The 25,024-nt window shown below is 69.7% G+C and carries 21 protein-coding genes; 10 read left to right on the top strand and 11 right to left on the bottom strand.

What is annotated here, in order from left to right:
* The first annotated feature begins 2 nt into the window (after positions 1-2).
* On the top strand, positions 3-641 hold the full coding sequence (gene upp, locus AB4Y83_RS16335; protein ID WP_442276455.1) for a uracil phosphoribosyltransferase: 639 nt from the start codon (positions 3-5) through the stop codon (positions 639-641).
* Positions 642-688: 47 nt separating this feature from the next.
* Here upp and AB4Y83_RS16330 read toward each other — a convergent pair whose 3' ends face one another.
* The 3 genes from AB4Y83_RS16330 to AB4Y83_RS16320 all read right to left on the bottom strand — a co-directional run bounded on the left by AB4Y83_RS16330 (position 689) and on the right by AB4Y83_RS16320 (position 5,482).
* Positions 689-3,616 (bottom strand): BTAD domain-containing putative transcriptional regulator, encoded by a 2,928-nt coding sequence (locus AB4Y83_RS16330; protein ID WP_442297520.1) that lies wholly within the window; start codon positions 3,614-3,616, stop codon positions 689-691.
* A 145-nt stretch (positions 3,617-3,761) separates the two neighbouring features.
* Positions 3,762-4,340: a hypothetical protein gene (locus AB4Y83_RS16325; RefSeq protein ID WP_442276453.1), complete on the bottom strand. Its 579-nt coding sequence runs from the start codon at positions 4,338-4,340 to the stop codon at positions 3,762-3,764.
* A 152-nt stretch (positions 4,341-4,492) separates the two neighbouring features.
* Entirely contained in the window at positions 4,493-5,482 is a 990-nt protein-coding gene (locus tag AB4Y83_RS16320) for a small ribosomal subunit Rsm22 family protein (RefSeq protein WP_442276452.1), read from the bottom strand.
* A 150-nt stretch (positions 5,483-5,632) separates the two neighbouring features.
* Between AB4Y83_RS16320 and AB4Y83_RS16315 the strand changes: the two genes are divergently transcribed.
* The 3 genes from AB4Y83_RS16315 to AB4Y83_RS16305 all read left to right on the top strand — a co-directional run bounded on the left by AB4Y83_RS16315 (position 5,633) and on the right by AB4Y83_RS16305 (position 8,298).
* Positions 5,633-5,803, top strand: a complete 171-nt coding sequence (locus tag AB4Y83_RS16315) for a hypothetical protein (protein ID WP_200959120.1) — start codon at positions 5,633-5,635, stop codon at positions 5,801-5,803.
* 18 nt (positions 5,804-5,821) lie between these two features.
* Positions 5,822-6,622, top strand: coding sequence for a PH domain-containing protein (locus AB4Y83_RS16310; protein ID WP_056774195.1), 801 nt, complete (start codon positions 5,822-5,824; stop codon positions 6,620-6,622).
* Between the two features lie 176 nt (positions 6,623-6,798).
* A complete protein-coding gene (locus AB4Y83_RS16305) occupies positions 6,799-8,298 on the top strand; it encodes an APC family permease (protein ID WP_056826209.1) in 1,500 nt (499 codons plus the stop codon).
* A gap of 88 nt (positions 8,299-8,386) precedes the next feature.
* On the opposite strand, the gene AB4Y83_RS16300 is transcribed toward AB4Y83_RS16305, so the two are convergent.
* The 4 genes from AB4Y83_RS16300 to AB4Y83_RS16285 all read right to left on the bottom strand — a co-directional run bounded on the left by AB4Y83_RS16300 (position 8,387) and on the right by AB4Y83_RS16285 (position 13,389).
* Positions 8,387-9,055: a helix-turn-helix domain-containing protein gene (locus tag AB4Y83_RS16300; protein WP_442297519.1), complete on the bottom strand. Its 669-nt coding sequence runs from the start codon at positions 9,053-9,055 to the stop codon at positions 8,387-8,389.
* Between the two features lie 262 nt (positions 9,056-9,317).
* Positions 9,318-10,706, bottom strand: a complete 1,389-nt coding sequence (pntB, locus tag AB4Y83_RS16295) for a Re/Si-specific NAD(P)(+) transhydrogenase subunit beta (RefSeq protein WP_442297518.1) — start codon at positions 10,704-10,706, stop codon at positions 9,318-9,320.
* 6 nt (positions 10,707-10,712) lie between these two features.
* A complete protein-coding gene (locus tag AB4Y83_RS16290; RefSeq protein ID WP_442297517.1) occupies positions 10,713-12,278 on the bottom strand; it encodes a Re/Si-specific NAD(P)(+) transhydrogenase subunit alpha in 1,566 nt (521 codons plus the stop codon).
* A 187-nt stretch (positions 12,279-12,465) separates the two neighbouring features.
* Positions 12,466-13,389 carry a helix-turn-helix domain-containing protein gene (locus AB4Y83_RS16285; protein WP_442297516.1) on the bottom strand — a complete coding sequence of 308 codons (924 nt, stop codon included), beginning with the start codon at positions 13,387-13,389 and terminating at the stop codon, positions 12,466-12,468.
* Between the two features lie 333 nt (positions 13,390-13,722).
* Between AB4Y83_RS16285 and AB4Y83_RS16280 the strand changes: the two genes are divergently transcribed.
* From AB4Y83_RS16280 to xylB, 6 genes are all read left to right on the top strand, one after another.
* Complete coding sequence (locus AB4Y83_RS16280) at positions 13,723-15,087, top strand: ABC transporter substrate-binding protein (RefSeq protein ID WP_442297515.1); 1,365 nt, start codon at positions 13,723-13,725, stop codon at positions 15,085-15,087.
* Between the two features lie 110 nt (positions 15,088-15,197).
* Positions 15,198-16,151: a carbohydrate ABC transporter permease gene (locus tag AB4Y83_RS16275; protein WP_442297514.1), complete on the top strand. Its 954-nt coding sequence runs from the start codon at positions 15,198-15,200 to the stop codon at positions 16,149-16,151.
* Positions 16,148-16,990 carry a carbohydrate ABC transporter permease gene (locus AB4Y83_RS16270; RefSeq protein WP_442297513.1) on the top strand — a complete coding sequence of 281 codons (843 nt, stop codon included), beginning with the start codon at positions 16,148-16,150 and terminating at the stop codon, positions 16,988-16,990. The genes AB4Y83_RS16275 and AB4Y83_RS16270 overlap by 4 nt, the downstream gene beginning before the upstream one ends.
* The gene (locus AB4Y83_RS16265) at positions 16,987-17,772 is read left to right on the top strand and encodes an SDR family oxidoreductase (protein WP_442276449.1); all 786 of its coding nucleotides are present in this window, start codon (positions 16,987-16,989) and stop codon (positions 17,770-17,772) included. The genes AB4Y83_RS16270 and AB4Y83_RS16265 overlap by 4 nt, the downstream gene beginning before the upstream one ends.
* A gap of 96 nt (positions 17,773-17,868) precedes the next feature.
* Positions 17,869-19,395, top strand: a complete 1,527-nt coding sequence (locus AB4Y83_RS16260; RefSeq protein WP_442297512.1) for a mannitol dehydrogenase family protein — start codon at positions 17,869-17,871, stop codon at positions 19,393-19,395.
* Positions 19,368-20,813: a xylulokinase gene (gene xylB, locus AB4Y83_RS16255; protein WP_442297511.1), complete on the top strand. Its 1,446-nt coding sequence runs from the start codon at positions 19,368-19,370 to the stop codon at positions 20,811-20,813. The genes AB4Y83_RS16260 and xylB overlap by 28 nt, the downstream gene beginning before the upstream one ends.
* Positions 20,814-20,935: 122 nt before the next feature.
* On the opposite strand, the gene AB4Y83_RS16250 is transcribed toward xylB, so the two are convergent.
* The 4 genes from AB4Y83_RS16250 to argS form a co-directional block, all read right to left on the bottom strand.
* Positions 20,936-21,319 carry an SHOCT domain-containing protein gene (locus AB4Y83_RS16250; RefSeq protein ID WP_442297510.1) on the bottom strand — a complete coding sequence of 128 codons (384 nt, stop codon included), beginning with the start codon at positions 21,317-21,319 and terminating at the stop codon, positions 20,936-20,938.
* Positions 21,320-21,428: 109 nt separating this feature from the next.
* Positions 21,429-22,139, bottom strand: a complete 711-nt coding sequence (locus AB4Y83_RS16245; protein WP_442297509.1) for a flavodoxin family protein — start codon at positions 22,137-22,139, stop codon at positions 21,429-21,431.
* Positions 22,140-22,251: 112 nt separating this feature from the next.
* Positions 22,252-23,067, bottom strand: coding sequence for a DUF4328 domain-containing protein (locus AB4Y83_RS16240; protein ID WP_442297508.1), 816 nt, complete (start codon positions 23,065-23,067; stop codon positions 22,252-22,254).
* 121 nt (positions 23,068-23,188) lie between these two features.
* Positions 23,189-24,949, bottom strand: coding sequence for an arginine--tRNA ligase (gene argS / locus AB4Y83_RS16235; protein ID WP_442297507.1), 1,761 nt, complete (start codon positions 24,947-24,949; stop codon positions 23,189-23,191).
* Positions 24,950-25,024: the final 75 nt, after the last annotated feature.

The following is a 25,024-nucleotide window of genomic DNA, read 5'->3' as shown; positions in this document are numbered from 1 at the left end:
CCATGGACGTCCATGTCGCAGACCACCCGCTCATCGCCCACAAGCTGACCTACCTGCGCGACAAGCGGACCGACAGCCCGACCTTCCGGCGCCTCGCCGAGGAGCTCGTCACCCTGCTCGCCTACGAGGCCACGCGCGACGTCCGTGTCGAGCCGTTCGAGATCGAGACGCCGGTCGCGCCGACCACCGGCATCAAGCTCTCCAACCCCAAGCCGATCATCGTCCCGATCCTGCGCGCGGGGCTCGGCATGCTCGACGGCATGGTCAAGCTGCTCCCGAGCGCCGAGGTCGGATTCCTCGGGATGATCCGCAACGAGGAGACGCTCGAGGTCTCGACCTACGCGAACCGCCTGCCCGACGACCTCAACGGCCGACAGGTGTTCATCCTCGACCCGATGCTCGCCACCGGCGGCACGCTCGTCATGGCGATCGACTACCTCACGGCCAAGGGCGCCCGCGACATCACCGCAGTCTGCCTGCTCGCCGCGCCCGAGGGCATCCAGCACCTCGAGGACGAGCTCGCCGACAGCGACATCCCCGTCAAGGTCGTGCTCGGCACCATCGACGAGAAGCTCAACGAGAAGGGCTACATCGTGCCCGGGCTCGGCGACGCTGGCGACCGCCTCTACGGCGTCGTCTGACCCGACACCCCCGGCGTATGCCGTTGGGCATCGTGTGACGACAGGGCTCAGTCGCGTTGTGGCGGGGTCGCGCTAATGCCGGCATCGGCGCCCCGGCGCCCGAATCCGGCTGCGAACTCGATCGCCTGCTCGACCAGTTCGGGGACGCCACCCGGCGCCGGGAGCGCCCCGCGCTCCAAGGTGGCCGTGACCTCGTGTCGTTCCGCCGTCGACAGCAGGGGGTCACTCAGGGCACAGTCGACGCCGAAGTGCTTCTGCGCCAAGGCTGCCGAGCGCTGGAGAAGCCTCCGCCCGGGCTGGTCCTGGCCGGCTATGCAGGCCGCCAGCCCGATGGCCGCGACACTCTCGAGCAGGAAGCCCGAGTCGTGGTGCGACGGTGCGGTCCGCAGACCCGCGAGCAGCACCTCCGCGGCGCCGAACGCGTCTCCTGCCTGGAGGAGGGCGAAACCGAGCTGCTGCTGGGACTGTGCGAGCGGGAACGACGGTCCGAGGCGCAGACTGAGGCGGAGGGCCTCGGTCGCGACCTCGAGAGCGGCCTCGGTCGCCTCTCGGAAGAGCTCCACGAGGGTCACGTCCTGCAGGGCGAGCACCGTCTCCGCGTCGCCGGACGCGAGCCCGAGCTGTGCCAGGGCGTGGTCGCGCGCATCGTCGTAGCGCCCGCTGCGCAGCGCGGCCCAGCCGGCGGCGGAGTGCGCGACCCGGAGCAGCGGCCGGCTGCCGCTCGCCTCGGCTCGGGCCAGGCCCTCGCGTGCATGCCGTAGGGCGCCCTCCGCATCGGAGCCGTCCGCGTGCAGGGCGCACAGCGAGGTGTGCCCGATGACAAGCCACGTGACATCGTCGTCGGGCACGTCGACGACCGCCGCCAGCAGCTCCTCGGCCCGCGGGTCGCTGGTCACGTAGGCCGCAGAGCCCGCCCCGACCATTGCCTTGGCCCGCGCCGGGTGGGAGATCCCGGCGTCGAGGGCCGAGAGGAGGCCGGCGAGTGTCTCGTCGGCAAGGCCCAGCACCGCGTAGACCCGCCGACCGCGCAGCAGGATCTCGGCCGCCTCGTCCGCCCGCCCGCTGCCCGTCAGGTGCTGCAGCGCCCATCGGGTCGTCGAAAGGTCCGCCCGCGCGGCTGCGAGAGTACGCGCATCGGGCTGATCCAGCGGGTCGCTGCGACGGGCCCGCTCGACCCAGAGGGCCGCCACCGCATCCGCCACCGCATCCGGCCCCGACCGGTCTCTCCCCGTGTCACGCGCCGCGCGGGCCACCGCACGCACCGTGTTGAGCATGGTGAACCGGCGCCCGGCCTCGGTCTCGATGGCTCGCAACAGGGCCGCGCGAACGAGCTCGGCCACGACCGCCCGCGCTGCTGGAACATCGAGCCCGGCAACGGAGCCGACGGCCACCGCGGTCTCGAGGTCGAACGTCTCGGGCAGCGACGCCAGGTCCTCGAAGCACCGCCGAGACTGGACGGGCAGCAGGTCGAGGCTCCAGCCCACGAGGTCCTCAAGCGAGTCCTGTCGCCCGTGGCCGCCCAACGTACGTGGCACGCCCGTGGCGGGATCGAGCTCCGCGAGCAGGTCGTTGGGTCCTAGGACCGTGAGGCGGGCGCTCACGAGCTCGATGGCCAGCGGGAGGCCGTCCACGCGCTCGCAGATCCGGGTGATGACGGGTCGCCACGCCTCGACGTCGAACGAGGGCAGGTGCGCCCGCGCCCGCTCCCCGAAGAGCTCGACGCCGTCCGTCCCGGGGTCGAGCGGCTCGACCTCGATGACCACCTCACCGAGGACCCCCAGTGGCGACCGGCTCGTGGCCAGCACCCGGAGGGTTGGGACCGCCTCGAGCAGCACTTGCAGGGGTGCGCCGAGACCCGGCAGCTGCTCGAGGTTGTCGAGGACGAGGACGTCGTCCCGGCCCGACAGCATCGCGGCGTCGGCGTGCAGGTCGTCGACGCCGAGCACCGCCGCGATCGCCGCCGACGCCTCACGCAGGTCGGTCAGGTGCTCGAGTGGCAGCCACGCCAGCGGTCGACGGGCTTCCTGCAGCTCGGCCGCGACGGCGAGCGCCAACCGGGTCTTTCCCACACCACCTGGCCCGGTCAGGACGACGAGACGGTCACCGCCGTTCAGGTGGGAGAGCACTCGGGCCATCCGGTCTGTCCCGCCGACAACCGCCGTGAGGGGCACCGGGACCGTGCCCGACTCGGACGACACCGGGGCCGAGGCGATCAGGGACGGGTCCTGGTTCAGGATCCGGTCCGCGAGCCGGCGCAGGTCGGGGCCGGGGTCGATGCCCGACTCGTCGAGCAGGTGCTCGCGCGCCGACCGGTATGCCTCCATCGCCTCGCCCTGACGACCGGACCGGTAGAGGGCGAGCATGAGGTGCTGCCACGGCCGCTCCCGGTCGGGGTGCTCGCGCACGAGCCCCTGGAGCTCGGCCACGAGCGTCGCTGCCCGACCACGAGCCAGGTCAGCCTCGATGCGGTCGTCGAGGGCGGCCATCCGCTCCTCGAGCAGCTCGGACACCCAGTCGGCTGCGAAGGGCTCGTCCGCCAGATCGGCGAGCGGCGTGCCTCGCCACTCTTCGAGGCCTTGGGCGAGAAGGGTCGCCGCCGTCTCGGGCCGGCCCTGGGCGAGCAGCTCGCGACCGCCTCGGACCGCCCTCCGGAAGCGCTCCACGTCGACCTGGTCGGGCGCCGCCACGAGCTCGTAGGCCTCCCGGTGACCGATGATGCAGCTCGGGGCGCGCGCGGGACGGTTGGGTTCGAGCACCCGCCTCAGGGTCGAGACGTAGACCTGCACGTTCTGGCGGTAGCGCGGCGGCACCTGCTCGCCCCACACACCCTCGGCCAGCCGGTCGAGGGACACGGCCACGTTGGCCCGCAGCGCCAGCTGGGCCAGCACCCCTCGCTGCTTGGCGCCACCGACGTCGAGGGACCGCCCGTCGTCGCCGAGCACCTCCGTCGGTCCGAGAAGTCTGATCAGCACCACGGCCCCCACGTGACGACGCAGCCAAGGGCCGGCCCTGCGGCCCGTTGGTCGGAAGACTAGACCCGGCGGGGTCGCGTCACGGCCACAACGCAGAGGTCGGCCCGCGCCCGTGCGGGCGACCGGCCGACCTCCCTCGCTTCCCAGATCAGGGGATGTAGCAGTAGGAGCTCGTGGAACGCGAGTAGGAGGCGTAGGTGAAGTTGCCCTGCGCGACCTGGTGGGGGAAGAAGACGTCCTTGCCGACGAGGCCCGCGCTGTTCGCACCGATCCAGCCATAGGTCATGCGCACCTGGTAGTACGCGTTGTGCGGCAGACCGTAGAACGTCCACGAGGTCGGCATCCAGCTGCCGGTGATCGTCCACGGGTTGCTGTTCAGGTTGTCGCCGAGCGCGGCCTGCGTCGCTCCGGTCCGGTAGGACTGCCACCCGTACGACGTCCAGATGTACAACCTGGGCGACCACGCCACCGCGTTGTTCGGGTAGTAGCGCATGTCCGGGGCCACGGCGGTCACTGCGGACGCGCCGCACTCCGTGTGGAAGTTCGTCGAAGGGGCGATGGCCGCGGAGGCCGAGGCGGCTGTGGCGACGCTGAGGCCGACGATGGCCCCGGCGACCAGGAGCAGCGCCAGGAGGCGGCTGCGGATGCGGGTGAGCGTGGTGCTGGCGGTGGTGCGGACGGTGGTGGGGGCGGTCTCGGTGATCGCGGTGCCCGACGTGGTGCTCATCTCTGTCTCCTTGATCGGGGCTTCGGCCGGAGCCTCCGCCGCTCGTTCTGGCTGATGACAGCAACACTGGCGAGCGGCACTTCAGCCCGACTTCAGGCACGACTTCAGCCGGCGAGGTGAGGGGCGACGCGAGGGGCGACCCCGACAAGACCTCAGGGAAGGACGTCGCCCCACTCGGCGTCGCGCGCCCTGCGGTAGCGCTCCCCCGACTTCTTGGAGACGACCTCGCGACCCGCGGTCCCGTCGGGGCGGCAGACCTGGAACTCGACGAGTCCCTTGCGCTTCAACGGGTGTCGGAGGATGCGCCCCGAGATCTCCTCTGGGGTCGGAGGTTCGAGCACGCCGGGAGCGGCGGCCGCGACCCACGAGAACTTCTCGTCCTCGTAGGACAGCTCCGCTCCCTTGAGCCGACGATGCTCGGCGGACCGGCTCACCCGAGCCGCGAAGTGGCACCAGTCCCCTGGTGCGAGAGGGCATTCCATCGAATGCGGACACGGGCCGAGCAGGGTCCAGCCGGCCCCGAGCAGAGCCGATCGGACGCGGAGCACCCGGGCGTAGCCGTCGGGCGTCCCCGGCTCGGCGACGACGACGGCGCGGCCGCGGCGCATCGCGTCGGCGACGAGCCCGTCCTGCTGGGTCTCGTCGAGCTCGCTCAACACGTACGACACCGTCACGAGATCGGCGTCGAGCTCGGGCCAGGCGCCGGCGACACCGCGCCGGAACGTCGCGCCCGTCAGCGCGGGCGACGTCGCGTCGGCGACGAGGTCACGGCCGAGGGCCAGGGCGTCCTCCACCTGGTCGAGCACCGTGACCGACTCGAGCGAGTCGAAGGCGCCCGCGGCCGCCCACGCCGCCGCGCCCGTGCCGCCACCGAGGTCGAGCATCGAGCGCGGCGCCAGACCGCGGTCGGCGAGGTCGACCATGACCCGCGAGAGCGCCGCGTGCGTCGCCGGCATCCGGTAGGCGGCATACGCGGCGACGTGCACCCGCGAGGCGAGGATCGGCGCCGACGCAGGGGCGACCGACCGGTAGCGCGACACGAGCGCCTCGGTCGCCCGGGTCAGCTCGCGTCCGTCGACCCCACGCGTGGCGCGGCTCAGAGCGGCGCGCAGCTCGGCGGCATACGCTGGCGTTCGCGACACTCGTGGAGGATAGCGGCGACGTGGAGGTCAAGCCGACACGCGGGCGCCGGTGCCGCACCCCACCAGTCACGTACGGCACACTGGTCCCACCCCTGTGCCGTGGGGCTGTCAGGGCAGCGCCAGCACCTTCCCTCCAAGGAGCGACACACCATGGGCCCCAAGGCCAAGAAGATCATCCTGATCATCGTGCTCGCGTTCTTCGTCTACGCCGTGTTCACGTCCCCCGACAAGGCTGCCGACATCGTCAGCAACATCTGGGGTGTCCTCGTCGACGGCTTCAACGCGATCCTCAGGTTCTTCAACTCCTTGCTCAACCGCTGAAGCGAGCACACTGAGCTCATGGCCTTGATGCGGAGCACGGAGGTGCCGGCGGGACTGGCGCCGATCCTGCTCCCGGGCGAGCGACTCGTCACCGCGGTGCGTGCGCACTGGGGCAAGCTCGCCGAGCCTGTCGTGACGATGCTCCTGGGACTCACCGCTGCCGTGTGGGTCGACTCCAACGTCACCAAGGCCACCCAGGCCGTCGGCACCATCTTCTGGTGGCTCTTCTTCGTGCTGCTCGCCCGCCTCCTGTGGTGCCTGCTCGACTGGAGCCACAACTGGTTCGTGGCCACCGACAAGCGGCTGCTGCTGCGCTACGGTCTCATCTCCCACAAGGTCGCGATGATGCCGTTGCTCAAGGTCACCGACATGAGCTATGTCCGCTCCATCCCCGGCCAGTTCCTCGGCTACGGCAAGTTCGTCCTCGAGAGCGCGGGCCAGGACCAGGCCCTCCGCGAGGTCAAGTGGGTGCCCAACCCCGACCAGACCTACCGCGACATCTGCGCCGAGATCTTCCACATCGTCCCGCCACCCGGCGACGAGGACTTCGAGGAGATCGACGACGAGTTCCCTGACGACACAGGGCAGCCCGGTGGTCAGATACCGCCCGTGAGCCCGATCGCCCCAGGTGGCGGCACGGCATATCCCGACGTCCACCGCACCCACAACCCGATCCAGGACCGTCTCGACTCCTACTCGCGGGCCGTCCCGATCCAGCGGCCGTCCGGCGAGAGCGAGACCGTCTACGAGAGCGACGACCGCAAGCGTCGCCGGCGCGGCGCTGACACCGGCCCGATCTGGCCGCGCTCCGACGACTGAGCAGCTCCAGCAAGATCGTCCTCCGAGTGAGCGGAATCCGGTCGGGGCGGGTACCACTGGGTAGTCGCGGCATCCCCGCGGCGCGCGGCCAACGACGCCCGGGCAGGACTCGCAGGCGGTCGCGCTCCCCGCTAGTTTGTGATGATCCGCCCGTCACCGACCGCTCGGAGGTCAGCATGAGCGTGTTCCGCACCAAGTCGGTCGAGGCCTCGATGGCCTCGTCCGAAGAGGCCGACCACAAGCTGAAGAGGACACTCAGCGCCCTTGACCTCACGGTCTTCGGCATCGGTGTCATCATCGGCGCCGGCATCTTCACGCTGACCGGCAGAGCCGCCAAGGACTACGCCGGTCCGTCCATCGCACTGTCGTTTGTCATCGGTGCGATCGTCTGTGGCCTCGCCGCTCTCTGCTACGCCGAGTTCGCGTCGACGGTTCCCGTCTCCGGTTCGGCCTACACCTTCTCCTACGCGACGCTCGGCGAGCTCGTCGCGTGGATCATCGGCTGGGACCTGCTCCTCGAGCTCATGCTCGGGGCGAGCGTCGTCGCCCAGGGGTGGTCGCAGTACTTCGTGACCTTCCTGGAGCAGCTGGGAGTGACCTGGCCGGAATCGGTCGGGCCGGGGTCGCACTTCGATCTGCCGGCCTTCCTGCTCATCGCCGGCCTGACGCTGCTCATCGCCTGGGGCATCAAGGAGTCGCTGCGCGTCAACCTCGTGCTCGTCGGCGTCAAGCTCTTCATCGTGCTCTTCGTCATCTTCGCGGGCATCCAGTTCATCAACCGCGACAACTGGTCGCCGTTCATCCCGCCGTCCCAGCCGGGCAAGGCCGCAGAGGGCCTGACGACGCCGCTGCTCCAGGTCATCACCGGCATGACTCCCGCGACGTATGGCGTCATGGGCATCATGGCCGGCGCCGCCATCGTCTTCTTCGCCTACATCGGCTTCGACGTCGTCGCGACGACGGCCGAAGAGGCCAAGAACCCGCAGCGTGATCTGCCCCGTGGCATCCTCGGCTCGCTCGCCATCTGCACCCTGCTCTACGTGGCCGTCACGCTCGTCATCACCGGGATGCAGAACTACAAGGACATCGACCCCGATGCGGCGCTCGCCACGGCGTTCAAGTCCGTGGGCAAGGAGGGCTACGCCACGCTCATCTCGGCCGGCGCCGTCGCCGGCCTCACCACAGTGGTCATGACCCTCATCATCGGCGCGACCCGCGTGACGTTCGCGATGAGCCGTGACCGCCTGATCCCGGCCGGACTGGGCCGGACCAACCCGCGCACGAGCACCCCGGTCAGGCTCACGCTCATCATCGGCACCGTCGTCGCCCTCATCGCCTCGCTGACCCCCATCGGCAAGCTCGAGGAGATGGTCAACATCGGCACGTTGACCGCCTTCATGCTGGTCTCGCTCGCCGTCCCGATCCTGCGCAAGCGGCGCCCCGACCTCAAGCGCTCGTTCAAGGTGCCCGGCAACCCGGTGGTGCCGTGGCTGTCCGCGGCCGCCTGCTTCTACCTCGTGCTCAACCTCTCGGTCGAGACGTGGATCCGGTTCGTCATCTGGATGCTGCTGGGCTTCCTCATCTACTTCCTCTACTCCCGCCACCACAGCAAGCTGGCAACGGGCGAGGAGGAGGAAGGTCGCCGAGCAGCCCCCGAGGTCCTCAGCGAACGCTGAGCCTCGCCGATCGAAGCCCGCACAGCCCGCACAGCCCGCACAGCCAGCTCGTGATGTTCACGGGAGGGCTGTCCGCTGTGCACGCGGTTCAGGCATCTGCCCCGGGACGCACCGACCGGAGGCTGGCCCGATGGTCCGGCTCACACTGGCAGGGACACTCGATGAGGCAGGCGCGCTCGAAGCAGTCATCGAAGCACGAGCACTCCGGCTCGGGGTCGGCTGCCCGCCTGGCCTCGGCCCTTTCGACGCCCTCCCAGTACGCCGCCTGGCGGGCCTCGCGCAGACCGCTGACCGTCGGGTGGTCGACGGGCGTGCCGTTCCTGACACGTCGTCGAGCGCGGGACGGGCGCTGCTGGTACCAGCCGAGCGGCTCCGGCGCACCGCGACGCGGGTGGACCCGGTCGGAGGGCGCCTCCTGGGGCGGCCGCGCGTCGAGATGGCCGGGAAAGCGCCGGTCGGCGTGGTCGCGCAGCACGTCGAGCGGAACGGGGGAGATCTCTCGCCCCTCCCGGTCCAGAACGGCGAGACGGAGACCGGCCTTGGCCAGGATGACCGAGAGAGTGCCGGTGTCGACCCGGGACGCACCCGACTCGAGCCGTCCGACAGTCGCCCTCGAGACCCCGATCTCGTCTGCCAGCTCTCGCTGACTGAGATCGGCCACCCGGCGTGCTCGCACGATGTAGCGCGCCCCGTCGAAGACCCCGCCCAGACCGTAGCCGACGCCTTCGGTCGGATCCTCGTGCTGCATGTCGCCCATCGCACACCTCCTGTGTTCGGAGATGGTGGCAGCGACCGGTGACACCGCTCCCGCGGCCTCGCAACCTGCTCCCCAAACCGGAGCAGGATCCGATAGACAACCTCCCGCACCCATCCCCGCGCGACTCGGAAGCTGCTCCCCAAACCGGAGCAAGATCCGATAGACAACCTCCCGCACCAATCCCCGCACGACTCGGAAGCTGCTCCCGAAAACGGAGCAGGATCCGAACGAGTCCGGGGAGCCGGGCCCGCCGAAAGGTCGGTCAGAGGGCCTTGATGATGTCCTCGACGCGTTCCTTGGCGTCGCCGAAGAGCATCGCCGAGTTGTCGCGGAAGAAGAGCGGGTTCTGGACACCGGCGTAGCCGGCGTTCATCGAGCGCTTGAAGACGACGACGTCCTTGGCGTTCCACACCTGCAGGACCGGCATCCCGGCGATCGGTGACGTGGGGTCCTCGGCGGCCGCCGGGTTGACGGTGTCGTTGGCGCCGATGACGAGCACGACGTCGGTGTCCGGGAAGTCGTCGTTGACCTCGTCCATCTCGAGGACGATGTCGTACGGCACGCGAGCCTCGGCGAGCAGCACGTTCATGTGGCCGGGCAGGCGGCCGGCCACCGGGTGGATGCCGAACCGGACGTCCACGCCGCGCTCCCGGAGCTTGGCCGTCAGCTCGGCGACGGGGTACTGCGCCTGTGCGACCGCCATGCCGTAGCCGGGCGTGATGACGACCGACGACGCGTTCTTGAGCAGGTCGGCGACCTCTGATGCGTTCGTCTCACGGTGGTCCCCGTAGTCGACGTCAGAGTCGAAGACCGCTCCGTCGGAGCCGAACCCGCCGGCGATCACCGAGACGAACGACCGGTTCATGGCCTTGCACATGATGTACGAGAGGTAGGCACCCGACGACCCGACGAGCGCACCGGTGACGATGAGCAGGTCGTTGCCGAGCATGAAGCCCGCGGCCGCGGCGGCCCAGCCCGAGTAGCTGTTGAGCATGGACACGACGACGGGCATGTCACCGCCGCCGATGGAGGCGACGAGGTGCCAGCCGAACGCGAGTGCGATCGCCGTCATGATGAGGAGTGGCACGATCGAGTGGGCCGCCACGAACCACACGAGCAGCCCGGCGGACACGACGAGCGCGGCGAGGTTGAGCCAGTGCCGTGCCGGCAGCATGAGCGGCTTGCTCGAGATGCGCGCCGACAGCTTGAGGAACGCGACGATCGAGCCGGTGAACGTCACGGCTCCGATGAAGACGCCGAGGAAGATCTCGACGAGGTGCACGGCCTCACCCTCGACCCCGACGAGGTCGGACGTCGCGACGAACGTGTTGATGCCGACGAGCACGGCCGCGGCCCCGACGAACGAGTGCAGCATCGCGATGAGCTCGGGCATGCCGGTCATCTCGACCTTGCGCGCCCGGGCGATCCCGATCGCGGCACCGATGACCATGGCGACGGCGATGAGCAGCCAGGCCGACCACGCGGCATCGCGCAGGGAGAGCCAGAGCGTGGCGACGAGGGCGATGCCCATGCCGACCATGCCGAGGACGTTGCCGTCACGGGCGGTCTCGTGCTTCGAGAGCCCGGCGAGCGACATGATGAAGAGCAGCGCCGCGACGATGTATGCCGCCTGGATGAGTGCGATGTCCATGTGCGGTCAGCCCTTCCGGAACATCGTCAGCATGCGGCGGGTCACGGTGAAGCCACCGAAGATGTTGATGCTGGCCAGGAGGGCAGCCACGAAGCCCAGCACCATGATCACGACCCCCTTCGTGCCGCCCACCGACCCGGCCGAGCCGAGCTGGAGCAGCGCGCCGACGACGATGATGCCGCTGATCGCGTTGGTGACGGACATCAGCGGCGTGTGCAGGGCGTGGTGGACGTTGCCGATGACGTAGTAGCCGATGACGACGGCGAGCGCGAAGACGGTGAAGTGCCCGAGGAAACTCGGCGGAGACACGGCGGCCACCGCCCCGAAGACGACGGCTCCGATCGCCATCCCGGCGTACCTGCGGCGTGGGTCCTTCGGTGGCTCAGGCTCTTTCACGACCTTCGTGCCAGACGCCGTCTGGGCCACCGGGGCTGCGCTCACCTGGATCGCGGGCGGCGGCCACAGCAGCTCACCGTCGCGCGCCACCGTCATGTTGCGCTGCACGACGTCGTCGAAGTCGAGGACGAGCTCGCCGTCCTTGCCCGGTGTCAGCAGCTTCATGAGGTTGACGAGGTTCGTGCCGTAGAGCTGGGAGGCCTGCGTGGGCAGCCGGGCCGCGAGGTCGGTGTAGCCGATGATCGTCACCCCGTTGTCGGTGACGACCATCTCGTCGGCGACGGCGCCCTCGACGTTGCCGCCGTTGGCCGCGGCCATGTCGACGATGACCGAGCCGGGCTTCATCGACGCCACCATCTCGCCCGTGATGAGCCGCGGCGCCGGGCGTCCGGGGATGAGCGCCGTCGTGACGATGATGTCGACGTCAGGCGCCTGGGCGGCATACAGCTCGGCGGCCCGCCGGTTGTACTCCTCTCCCATCTCCTTGGCGTAGCCGTCGCTCGACGCGGCAGCGGCGTCGACCGCGGGCATCTGGACTGCGAGGAAGTCGGCGCCCATCGACTCGACCTGCTCGGCCACCTCGGCGCGGGCGTCGGTCGCGCGGACGATCGCCCCGAGCGAGCGTGCCGTGCCGATCGCGGCGAGGCCCGCCACGCCGGCCCCGGCGACGAGCACCTTGGCGGGTGGCACCTTGCCGGCCGCCGTGACCTGCCCGGTGAAGAAGGAGCCGAACTCGTGGGCGGCCTCGACGACGGCGCGGTAGCCGGCGATGTTGGCCATCGACGACAGGACGTCGAGCGACTGGGCCCGGCTGATGCGGGGCACCGCGTCCATCGCCATGGCGGTGACGCCCGCGGCGCGTAGCTTCTCGACGAGGTCGGGGCTGATGGCCGGCGCCATGAGCGAGACGAGGACGGTACCGGGGCGGAGCCGCGCGATGTCCTCGTCCGAGGGCGCGTTGACCTGGTGGACGATCGGCGAGCCCCACGCCTCCTCGGCCGTGACGACGCGAGCGCCGGCGGCCGCATACGCCTCGTCGGAGAAGCTCGCCCGCTCCCCCGCCCCGCTCTCGACGGCGACGTCGTAACCGAGTCCGACGAGCTGTTCGACGGTCTTGGGCGTCGCGGCGACACGTGTCTCGCGGGCTCGGGTCTCACGGGGGACACCGATCTGCACGCTGGGCTCCTTCGCGCGGAGGGCTGGTGGGCACTGGTTCACGAACCTAGAGCACGACCCACGGGTAGCGGCAGGTCTGCCGGGCACGTCACACAAATGACACGCGACCGGACCCGAACGTCTCTGATCGTGGGCAGACAAGGGGTCGGAGCGGCTGCCCCGCTGACCTCGACGTGAACCCGGAAGGTCAGTGCGACGGCGCCCGACGGCCGAGGCTGAACACCTCGGGCGGCGGCTTCTGGTCGGACTCGAGCCGTCGGTAGGCGCTCGGCGTGGTCCCCACCTCGGCGAGGAACTGCCGGTTGAAGTTGGCCATGTTGTGGTAGCCGCTCATCTCGGCGACCTGGGCCACGGAGTGGTCGGTCGTGTCGAGCAGGCGTCGGGAGTAGGCGATCCGCAGCTTCTTGACCATGCTCGAGAAGGTCATGCCGGTCGCGGACTTGAAGTACTTCGAGAACGTCGGCTCCGACATGTACGCGAGACGCGCGGCCGTCGACAGCCGGATGTCGCCCGTCAGGTTGTCGGAGATGTAGCTGAGCCCCGCCTCGCCGGCGTCGCGCGACGCGGCATCGGTCGGTCGGCCCATCCACTCGCTCGCCACGAGGTCGTACTCCTCGGGCGGGGCGTGCGCGAAGAGCGCGAGGAGCTTGAAGAGGTGGCCGAGCTGCTCGACTCCCTGGCTGTGCACGCAGGCGAGGATCGTCTCGGCAGCCCGCCAGGCCGTGGCACCGGAGAAGACGATCCCGCGGGTCGAGCGCTGGAGCACCTCCGTCACCTCGGCCAACTCCGGCAGGTGCTCCATCGCCGCATGGATCCACTCGTCGCTGAACTGGATGACCGCGTCACGGTCGACCGCCACCTGGCCCTCGGCGAGGTCGCTGACCCAGTCGTGCGGCAGGTTCGGGCCGATCAGGCTGACGTGACCCGGCGCGAAGGTGCCGATGTGGTCGCCGGCGATGAAGCTGCCACGCGTCTTGGTGATGAGGTGGATCTCGTACTCGGGATGGAAGCCCCAACCGCAGATCTCGCTCGGGAAGTCGTGCGTCAGCACCCGTGCCGAGGCCTGCGGGTGGTGCGGGATGTACTCCCGGCGGACCGGCTGCCCCAGCATCGGTCCCGACGGTACGGAACGCATCGACTCGACGTCGGTCGTGCGGGAGTCGCCATCAGAAGACTGGCCGGATCGATACGAAATCTTCGTCTCCTTCGCCGCGCTGGACAGCACCGTCGCCGTCCCGTGCGGGGCTGCGACGGATTCGTCACCTGCAGCTCCCACCCGTACGCAAAATCGTATCAATGACAGGGGGCTCATGGTGCTTGTTGCCCCGGCTCGCGCGTCATTACCGTTCCGGCAAGTTCCCGTCAAGAAACGAAGCGGAGATCGCCGCAGGGCCAGGTGGAACCGGCCGACGGAAACGAGGAATGCCTACCAAAGGAGTTAGGAATGCTTGCGAACAAGCGCATGCTCGCGCTGGGGACGGGCGCGGTGGCGGTCGCCATGACGGTGGCTGCCTGTTCGTCCGGGGCAGTGCAGTCCGGCAACGGGTCCACGGGCGCCGCCGGGGGCGCCGTCACCCTCAAGGTGGCCACCGTGAACAACGGCCAGATGAAGGACATGGAGAAGCTCAAGTCCGAGTACGAGAAGGCGAACCCCGGCGTCACCGTCAACTTCCAGGTCATGGAGGAGGGCGACCTCCGCGCCGCCGTGACGGCGGACGTCGCGAGCGGCGCCGGCCAGTACGACATCGTCACCATCGGCGCCTACGAGACGCCGCAGTGGGGCGCCAACGGATGGCTCGTCGACCTCACCCCGGAGCTCCAGTCCGACCCGTCGTATGACGTGGGCGACCTGCTCCCCCCGGTCCGCGACGTCAACACCTTCGACAACAAGCTCTTCGCCGTCCCCTTCTACGGGGAGTCCTCGATCCTCATGTACAACAAGGAGGTCATGGACAAGGCCGGGGTCACGATCCCGCAGAACCCCACGTGGCAGCAGGTCGCGGACGCGGCCAAGAAGGTCAACACGGCCGACATGGCCGGGATCTGCATGCGCGGCAAGCCCGGCTGGGGAGACCTCTTCGCCCCGCTGACCACCGTCGTGCAGACCTTCGGGGGCAACTGGTACGACAGCAGCTGGAAGGCCACCRTCGACACCCCGGAGTGGAAGCAGGCGGTCAGCTTCTACAAGACGATGCTCGACCAGTCCGGTGAGAAGGACCCGGTCTCCTACAGCTTCAACGAGTGCCTCACGGCCCTCAAGGAGGGCAAGGCCGCGATGTGGGCCGACGCCTCCGTCGCAGCGTCGATGCTCGAGGCCGCCGACTCGCCCGTCAAGGGCAAGATGGGCTACGCGCACATGCCGGTCGACAAGACCAAGGAATCCGGCTGGCTCTGGAGCTGGAACCTCGCGATCCCGACGTCGACCAAGCAGAAGGACGCGGCGGTCAAGTTCGTCAAGTGGGCCACGAGCAAGGACTACATCAAGCTCGTCGGCACGAAGATCGGCTGGTCCAACGTCCCGCCGGGCTCGCGGACCTCGACGTACGACATCCCCGAGTACAAGGACGCCGCCAAGGCGTACGCGCCCATCACGCTCGACGTCATGAGCTCGGTCAACCCGAAGCAGCCGGGCGTCAACCCGCAGGGCTGGGTCGGCATCCAGTACGTCTCGATCCCCGAGTTCCAGGACGTCGGCAACCAGTGCGCCCAGCTCGTCGCGGACTACCTGGCGAACCGCGGCACGATCGACGACGCGCTCAGCAAGTGCCAGTCCATCGCCCAGGCGGCGGGCGACAAGCACAAGAAGTGACCTCCTGTTGACGAACAGGTGACACGTGGTGCCGGGCCCGGCACGCCCCGGGCCCGGTACCACACCTCCTCCAACCCGCAGTCGCACGAGCCGCACAAGGGAGTGCCGACATGACGACGACCACCACCACGACGCAACCATCCGAGCTCGAGGACGTCCGGGCCAGCACCGCGACCGACAAGCGGCGCGTGCAGCGGACGGAGCTCTGGCGCAACCGGGGACTGCTGCTCCCGGCCGTCATCTTCCTCATCCTGCTGACGCAGATCCCGTTCCTGACGACCATCGGGTTCTCACTGACGAAGTGGAACCTGCTCTACCCCAACGACCGTGCGTTCGCCGGGTTCGACAACTACACGAGCGCACTGACCTCGGGCGACCTGTGGCCGTCGATCCGAGCCACGGTGCTCATCACGGCCTTCTCGGTCACCCTGGCGGTCCTCTTCGGCCTGCTCTTCGCCGTCCTTCTCGACCGCCCGTTCCGCGGTCGCGCCCTCGCCCGGACCCTGATGATCACGCCCTTCCTCATCATGCCGGCGGCGGCCTCGCTCATCTGGAAGTACTCGATGTTCGACACCAACATCGGGATGCTCAACTGGGTCTTCCGGACCCTGCACCTGCCGGTCGTCGCCTGGAGCACCGAGCACCCGATGGCCACGGTGGTCATCGTGCTGACGTGGCAGTTCACGCCGTTCATGATGCTCATCCTGCTGGCCGGCCTCCAGGGCCAGGACAAGGGCATCCTCGAAGCCGCCCAGGTCGACGGGGCCGGCACGTGGCGGACCTTCACCTGGATCACGCTGCCCCACCTACGGATGTACATCGAGATCGGGGTGCTCCTCGGCTCGGTCATCATCCTGCAGGTCTTCGACCCGATCGCGATCCTCACCAAGGGGACCGGCGGCACGAAGACCCTCGCCTATCTCCTCTACGAGCGGGCCTTCATCGGGCTCGACGTCGGGCAGGCAGCGGCATACGGCGTCGTGACCGTCGTCCTCACGATCATCGTCGCGACCGTCGCTCTCAAGAGCGTCTTCAAGGTCTTCATGGCAGGAGGAAGCCGATGAACGGCTCAGGCAGCACCACGAGGTCGAAGCAATCGGCCCGAGGAGCCCTCACGACGCTCGTCACGTGGATCCTCGTGCTCATCTTCTTCTTCCCCGTCTTCTGGATGGTCCTCAACGGGTTCAAGCCGGAGTCGCTCGCGTCGTCCGTCAACCCGACGTTCATCTTCAAGCCCGTCACGGAGGGCTACCAGCTCGCGATGGACCGCGGGATGGCCGGCTACCTCCAGAACTCGCTGACCGCCGCTGTCATCGCGACGATCATCTCGGTGGTGCTCGCGATCCCCGCCGCGTACGCCCTGTCGATCCGGCGGGTCAAGAACGTCGAGAACTCGCTCTCGTTCTTCATCTCGACGCGGTTCATGCCGCTCGCCGCGATCGTGCTGCCGCTCTTCATGATCTTCAAGACCGTCGGGCTGCTCGACAACATCTACATGCTCGCCATCGTCTACGGCGCCATGAACCTGCCCGTGACGGTATGGATGATGCGCTCGTTCTTCCTCGAGGTGCCCTACGAGATCATCGAGGCGGCCCGGGTCGACGGGGCCGGCATGTTCCGTGAGATCGTCCGGATCGTCCTGCCGCTCGTCCTGCCCGGGGTCGCGGCCGCAGCGCTCATCAGCTTCATCTTCGCGTGGAACGAGTACTTCCTCGCCCTGCTGCTGACGAGCTCGGCCGCCCGCACGACGCCGCCCTTCCTCGGCAGCTTCGTCGACGGCCGAGGACAGTTCCTCGCCGTCCTGTCCGCCGCAGCGACCATCGCGGCCCTCCCCGTCATCATCGCGGGCTGGGCGGCCCAGAAGCAGCTCGTCCGCGGCCTGTCGATGGGGGCGATCAAGTGACCGGCACCAGCACCACGCCGGGGCCCGTCACGCCCCCCGCCGTCGACCGTGGACGGAGCCTCGAGGACTCGGTCGTCGTCGTCACCGGTGCCGGCGGTGGCATCGGTGGCGCGATCGCCCGGCTCGTCCTCGAAGCGGGCGGTCGCGTCGTCGCCGGTGACCTCCGGCCCGACGCCCTCAGCTCGCTCCGCGACGCCTGGGGCGAGGACCGGCTGGCCGTCGGCCTCGGCGACGTCCGGGACGAGAGCACCGCCGACGCGCTCGTCACCGCGGGAGTCCAGGCCTTCGGTCGGGTCGACTCCGTCGTCGCCAACGCCGCCGTCGGCTTCTACGGCGGGATCCTCGACTACTCGGCCGAGCAGGCCTCGCTCATGGTCGACGTCAACGTCAAGGGCACCGTGTGGCTGGCGCGGGCGGCCGTGCGCCAGTTCCGCGCCCAGGGCGGAGGTGGTGACATCGTCATCATCGGCTCGGTCGCCGGACTCCTCATCGGGGGCGGCAAGGAGGCGGTCTACTCCGCCACCAAGGCTGCGCAGATCAATCTCGGCTACGCCCTCGACCGCGAGCTGCGCTCGGAGGGGATCCGCACGACGACCATCGCACCGGCCGGCGTCAACACCCCCTTCGCCGCCGCCGACGGACGCTTCGGCGACCGCGACCCGTCCGAGGGCGACTTCATGGAACCGGAGGACATCGCCCAGGCCGTCGCCTACACCCTCCGACAGCCACGACGGATGCGCACCGAGCTGTGGACGATGTGGAGCCTGTCCGAGACGCACTGACGACCGTCAGCCGCGCGTCGAGGACTACCGGCTCCCCCGTGTCCGGCCACCCCGCCGCCGACGACATCCCTTTCCTCCGAGAGGACCCAGACGACCATGACCACCACGCCCGCCACCTCGCCCCCGCGGCCCACGACTCTCGCGAGCGCGACGCTCGACGCACTCCCCGAGGCGGTGGGCCGACCCACCTACGACCGGGCGGCCGTCACCGCGAGCATCGTCCACTTCGGCGTCGGCGGCTTCCACCGCGCCCACCAGGCGATGTACGTCGACCGGCTCATGGAGCTGGGCGTCCCCGGAGCCCTGGACTGGGGCATCTGCGGCGTCGGGGCCCTCCCCCACGACCGGCGCATCGTCGACACCCTGACGGCGCAGGACGGCCTCTACACCCTCGTCGTCAAGCACCCGGACGGCCACCGGGAGCCGCGCGTCGTCGGGAGCCTCGTCGAGCTCGTGTTCGCGCCGGACGACCCGCAAGCCGTCGTCGACCGACTGGCCCACCCCCGGACGCGGATCGTGTCGCTGACCATCACCGAGGGTGGCTACCTCGTCAACCAGGTCACGGGCGAGTTCGATGCCGCCGACCCGGCGATCCGGGCGGACCTCGAGGAGGGCGCCGTCCCGCGCACCGTCTTCGGCTACGTCGTCGCGGGTCTCGCGGCCCGCCGCGACGCGGGGCAGGAGCCCTTCACCGTCATGTCGTGCGACAACCTGCCGGGGAACGGTGACGTCGCGCGGACGATGATGACGGCATACGCCCGCCTCAAGGACCCCGCGCTCGCGGACTGGATGGACGAGCACGTCTCCTTCCCCAACGGCATGGTCGACCGCATCACACCCGTCACGGTGCAGGACGACATCGACCGCCTCGTCGAGGAGTTCGGGGTCGAGGACGGGTGGCCCGTCGTGTGCGAGCCGTTCACGCAGTGGGTCCTCGAGGACCACTTCACCCAGGGACGTCCTCCCCTCGAAGCGGCCGGCGTGCAGCTCGTCGAGGACGTCGTGCCCTACGAGCTGATGAAGCTGCGCCTGCTCAACGCGAGCCACCAGGCCCTCTGCTACCTCGGCTACCTGTCCGGCTACCGCTACGCCCACGAGGTCTGCCAGGACCCCCTCTTCGTCGACTTCCTGCTCGGCTACATGGAGCACGAGGGCAGTCCGACGCTCCCCGACGTGCCGGGGGTCGACCTCGACGCCTACCGGCACGAGCTCATCGCGCGCTTCGCCAACCCGGAGGTGCGTGACACGCTGGCACGCCTCTGCGCCGAGAGCTCGGACCGCATCCCGAAGTGGCTCGTCCCGGTCATCAGGCGCAACCTCGAGACGGGCGGGCAGATCGACCGCTCCGCGCTCGTCGTCGCCTCGTGGGCGCGCTACGCGGAGGGCGTCGACGAGCAGGGCGAGCCGATCGAGGTCGTCGACCGCGTCAAGGACCGGGTCATGGCCGCCGCCGCGCAGCAGGGCACCGACCCGCTCGCCTTCCTCCGCGACCGGGACCTCTTCGGCGACCTCGTCGACGACGAGCGGTTCACCTCGGTGTTCACGCGGGCCCTGTCGGCCTTGCACACCAGGGGCGCTCGGGAGACCCTGCAGTCATGGACTGGGCAGAGCAGCACGACGTGACCGATGGACGCACCCTCGTGGCGGGGGTCGACAGCTCGACCCAGTCGACGAAGATCGTCGTCTGCGACGCCCAGACGGGGCAGGTCGTGCGCACGGCCCGGGCTCCTCACCCCGACGGCACCGAGGTGCACCCCGACCGGTGGTGGGAGGCCTACGAGCACGCGTGCGGCGACGGCGTCCTCGACGGGGTGGCCGCCATCGCCGTCGGCGGCCAGCAGCACGGCATGGTGACGCTCGACGAGGACGACACCGTCGTGCGCGACGCCCTGCTGTGGAACGACACCCGCAGCGCGGGGGCAGCCCGCGACCTCACGACCGAGCTCGGCGGCGTCAGTGCATGGGTCGACGCCGTCGGCCTCGTCCCCGTCGCGAGCTTCACCGTCACGAAGCTGCGATGGCTCGCCGAGCACGAGCCCGACCTGGCTGCGCGGGTGGCCCGCGTGGTCCTCCCACATGACTGGCTCACCGGCCGGATCCTCCAACAGGGCAACGGTTTCGAGCGCTGGAGCACCGACCGCGGAGACGCGTCCGGCACGGGCTACTGGTCGGCCGCCGACGGCGACTACCGGCTCGACCTGCTCGACCGGGCGTTCGGCCGGACCCTCGAGGTCCCCGAGGTGCTCTCTCCCGCCCAGGCTGCCGGCCGCACGGCCGACGGCCTGCTCGTCGCCGCCGGCACGGGCGACAACATGGGTGCCGCTCTCGGCCTGACGCTCCACCCCGGTGACGTCGTCGTCTCGCTCGGCACGAGCGGTACGGTCTTCACGCCGCACGGCTCGGCGATCCGCGACGAGACCGGTGCCATCGCCGGCTTCGCCGATGCGACCGGTCACCACCTCCCGCTCATGTGCACCCTCAACGCGGCCCGCGTGCTGACCGCGGCCGCATCGATGCTCGGTGTGGGCCTCGCAGAGCTCGACCGTCTTGCGCTGCAGGCGATCCCGGGAGCGGGTGGCCTGACCCTCCTGCCCTACCTCGACGGCGAGCGCACCCCTGACCTCCCCGAAGCAACCGGCACGCTGAGCGGGCTCACCCGCACGAACGCGACACCGGAGAACCTCGCCCGGGCGGCGGTCGAGGGGATGCTGTGCAACCTCGTCGCGGGGGTCGACGCCCTGCGCGACCACGACGTCGAGGTCGGACGCATCCTGCTCATCGGCGGAGCGGCCGCCTCACGCGCCGTCCGCGAGATCGCGCCGGGCCTCTTCCGCGCCCCGGTCGTCGTGCCGGCACCAGCCGAGTACGTCGGCGTCGGCGCCGCGCGCCAAGCCGCGTGGGCCCTTTCGGGAGAGGCGGACCCACCGACGTGGGCCCTCGCGATCGACTCGGAGTATGCCGTCCCGCCGGGCGACGAGCAGGCGCACGCCGACGTCGTGGCGCGCTACCAGGACCTCGTGTCCCGCACCCACAGGGTCTGAGCCGCCATCCCTCGGGACGCGAGCGGCATACGCCCTCATGCCTCGCGGAAGCTCGGCGCGACGGCCGAGCCTTCGGGAGGGCGGCTACGGGTGGTGCCGTGACGGGACGGCGAACCCAGCTGTCAGGCGAGGGCCTTCGCCTTGAGGGCAGCGAACTCATCGGCGGAGATGGTGCCCGCGTCGAGCAGCTCCTTCGCCTTCGCGATCTGCTCCGGTGCCGAGGTGCTCGAGGCCCCAGCGACGGAACGAACGTAGTCCTCCTGCGCCTGGCGGGCCTCCGCGTACTTCTGCGTCGAACGCTCGTTCATGCCGCGACCGCGGACGATGAGGTAGACGATCGCGGTGATGAAGGTGAAGAAGATGAGGCACACGACCCACAGCGCCTTCATCCCGCCGGAGACCCGGGGGTCGCGGAACAGGTCGGCCACGATCGAGAACAGCACCAGGAGGTAGGTCGCGAACGCGAAGAAGATGACGATGAACCAGACGATGTCCCAGAACGACATGGGGCGACCTTTCTCGGAGGGCAGCACGGAAGCGGTGCTCACCCCCATGGTCGTGACGCGCAGCCACCGTCGGCATCATCCACACGGGGTGACCGCGCGGCCCGGCGCCTCAGCGGTACTCCGGGTTGTGCCAGCCGAAGTGCTCGCCGGCGTTCCAGGCCGACCGCAGGTTGCCGTAGGCCGGCACGCCCCCCGCGTGGTGGAGCATCCGCGCGAGGTGCATGAGGTTCCACGTCATGAAGGTCGTGTTGCGGTTGGTGAAGTCGTTCTCCGGGCCACCGCTGCCGGGGTCGAGATAGCTCGGGCCCGGACCGGCCTCGCCGATCCAGCCGGCGTCGGCGTTGGGCGGGATCGTGTAGCCGACGTGCTGGAGGCTGTAGAGCACGTTCTGGGCGCAGTGCTTGATCCCGTCCTCGTTGCCGGTGATGAGGCAGCCGGCGACCCTGCCGTAGAAGAGGTACTGCCCCTGGTCGTTGAGCATCCCGCTCAACGAGTAGATGCGCTCGATGAAGCGCCTCGTGACGCTCGAGTTGTCGCCGAGCCAGATGGGGCCGGCGACGACGAGGATCTGGCTGTCGAGGATGCCGGGGTAGAGGTCGGGCCACGCGTCGCTCCCCCAGCCGTGCTCGCGCATGTCGGGGTAGACGCCCGTGGCGACGTCGTGGTCGACGAGGCGGATCTCGTCGACGGTGACCCCGTGCTCGCGCATGATGGCCGCGCTCGCGTCGACGAGCCCCTGAGTGTGGCTCGGCTCGGGGCTCTTCTTCAGCGTGCAGTTGACGTAGGTGGCCTTGAGGCCGGTGAAGTCCCAGTCGGTCATGGAGTCGACTGTCCTCCGACGCAGCCCGCCGCCGCAATGGCCCGGATGTGACGAGGTGCTGACGTCCTCGCGGTCGTCAGCACCTCCGGTCACGTCTCAGGACGTCAGGTGGTCAGCGACGCGTGAAGCCCATGACCTTGCGGATGAGCAGGATGCCGACGACGCCGCCGGCGGCCCCGAAGACGCCGCCGAGGGCCTCGTACGTCAGGCCCGTCTGGAGCGAGGAGACGAGGGAGTCGAGGGAGTCGGGCTGCTCGATCCCTGGCTGCGCCGCGCGCCCGAGCATCGCGAGGACGAGGTTGACGGCGAGCACGACCCAGAGGGCGATGATCAGCGGCGGGGTCGTCGACGGACGATCGTGGCGGGTGCGCGGGTTCGCGTGCTCGGTGCCCCAGAGGACGTCGCGCAGGGCCAGTGGGCCCAGGACGACGTTGGCGAAGGGGATGAACCAGCCGCCGATGGCCATGCCGGTGCCACGCGTGTAGAGCGCGTGGTCGGACCGGTCGGAGGTCCAGACCCGGTGGAGCCAGACGAGCATGACGATGCCGGCCAGCCCGGCGAGGGCGAGGATCGGCAGGTAGAGGGCGTCGGCGCTCTCGGCCTCGCTGACGACGGCGTCGAAGTCACCGTCGCTGAGCAGCCCCTTGATCCGGATGTCGAACCAGGCCAGGTAGAGGTTGGCGACGGCCGCGACCGCGAAGAGGGCTTGCGCGATGATGGCGAGCACGGCGGTGGACTGCTTCCACGGGCGCACCTTGACGGTCTTGGAGTTGGCGGTCAGGCCCGGCTCGGGGGTCGGCGCCGGCTGGGCCGGTCCGGTCGGCGCGGGCAGGTGGCCCTGCGGGGCCATGTTGCCCTGCGGGGCGATCGGGACGGGCGGCGCCGCAGCCGGGACCGGGGGTTCGTGAGGTGCAGCGGGTTGGGTCATGAGTGTTCTCCCCTGTCGATGAACGTGTGCGCCCGAAAGCTACAGCAGCAGGCGCGCCGACAGGAGCGAAGAAGGGGGGCGACCCGCCGCGACCGGGCCGACACCGACGCGACCTCGAAGATCACATCTGTTCGGGGGACTCCAGTCCGAGCAGGTCGAGACCGGTCGTCATGACCCGGAAGACGAGCGCGCACAACGTCAGTCGCGACTCCTTGACCTCGTCGAGCTCGGCCTTGAGCACGGGACAGTTCTCGTAGAACGCCGAGAACGCCTGCGCCAGCTCGAAGAGGTACCCGGCGAGCCGGTGCGGCTCGTAGGTGTCGCCGACCTCGGCGACGACGTCACCGAAACCGAGCAGGTGCGTGGCGAGGGCACGCTCGTGCGGCTCGCCGAGCAGGATCGGCGCGTGCTGGGCGGCCGGGTCGAGCCCGATCTGGCGGAAGATCGACCGGACGCGGGCGACGACGTACTGGAGGTACGGCCCGGTGTTGCCGGTGAGCGCGACCATGCGGTCGAGGTCGAAGACGTACTCGCTGTCGTGCGCGACGGACAGGTCGGCGTACTTCACGGCGCCGATGCCGATCTGCCGGGCGATGGTGGCGCGCACGGTCTCGTCGAGGTCGGGCCGCGTGCCGTCGATGACGGTCCGGGCCTTCTCGACGGCCTCGTCGAGCAGGGCCATGAGCCGCAGCGGCTTGCCGGAGCGGGTCTTGAGGATCTTGCGGTCGTCGCCGAGCACGTTGCCGATCTGGACGTGGACGGGCACGACGTCGTCGGGCAGCCAGCCGGCCTTGCGCGCGGTGTCCCACACCATGTTGAGGTGCAGGGCCTGCGGGGCGCCGATGACGTAGAGCACCCGGTGCGCCTTGAGGTCCTCGACGCGGTGCTTGATCGTCGCGAGGTCGGTCGTGCCGTAGTTGTAGCCGCCGTCGCTCTTGCGGATGATGAGCGGCACCGGCTTGCCCTCACGGCCGGTGTAGCCGTCGAGGAAGACGCACAGGGCGCCGTCCGAGATGGTTGCGATGCCCTTGGCCTCGAGCTCGGCACAGAGGTCGGCGAGCACCTCGTTGTAGGTGGACTCGCCGGCGAGGTCGTCGTCGGTGAGCGTGATGCCCAGCGTCGAGTAGATCTTGTTGAAGTAGATCTTCGACAGGTCGACGAGCTCACGCCACAGGGCGAGGGTCTCGGGGTCCCCGGCCTGGAGGCTGACGACCCGGGTGCGGGCCCGCACGTTGAAGTCGCCCTCGCTGCCGGCCGGCTCGGCCTTGTCCGCGCGGTCGAACTTGACCCGGGCCGCCTGGTAGAAGGCGTTGGGGTCGGTGACGAGGAGGTCGGCCTCCTCGGAGTCTCGACCGACATCGAGCAGGTGCTCGATGAGCATGCCGAAGGGCGTGCCCCAGTCGCCGATGTGGTTCTGCCGGATGACGTGGTGCCCGAGGTGCTCGAGGGTGCGGGCCAGCGAGTCGCCGACGACGGTCGTGCGCAGGTGCCCGACGTGCATCTCCTTGGCGACGTTGGGCGCGGAGTAGTCGATCGGGATGTTCTGCGTCGCCTGGAGAGCGACACCGCTCCGCTCGTCGGCCTCGACGTCCTGCAGCAGTCCGGCGATCCACGAGCTCGAGAAGGTGAGGTTGATGAAGCCGGGACCGCTCACCTCGACGGAGTCGCACACACCGTCGAGGTCGAGGGCGTCCACGATCCTGGCCGCGACCTCGCGCGGCGGCATCCCGACCTTCTTGGCCAGGGCGAGCGCGGCGTTGACCTGCACGTCGGCGTACTGCGACGGACGCAGCACCGGGTCGGCCTCGCGGAAGTCGTCACCGAGGGCGGCGGCGATCGCGGACTGGACCTTGGGCGTGAGCGCGACGAGCGGGGAAACCATGCCGGCAAGTCTATTTGCGCCGACCGGGTGCCCGCGCCACCGTTTCGGACCGGCCCACCGAGGGCGTATGCCGTG

The sequence above is a fragment of the Terrabacter sp. RAF57 genome (genome assembly GCF_052113925.1).
Taxonomy (GTDB): Bacteria; Actinomycetota; Actinomycetes; order Actinomycetales; family Dermatophilaceae; genus Terrabacter.
The sequence above is the reverse complement of the archived record's forward strand: the minus strand, read 5'-3'. Positions and strand labels throughout refer to the sequence as shown.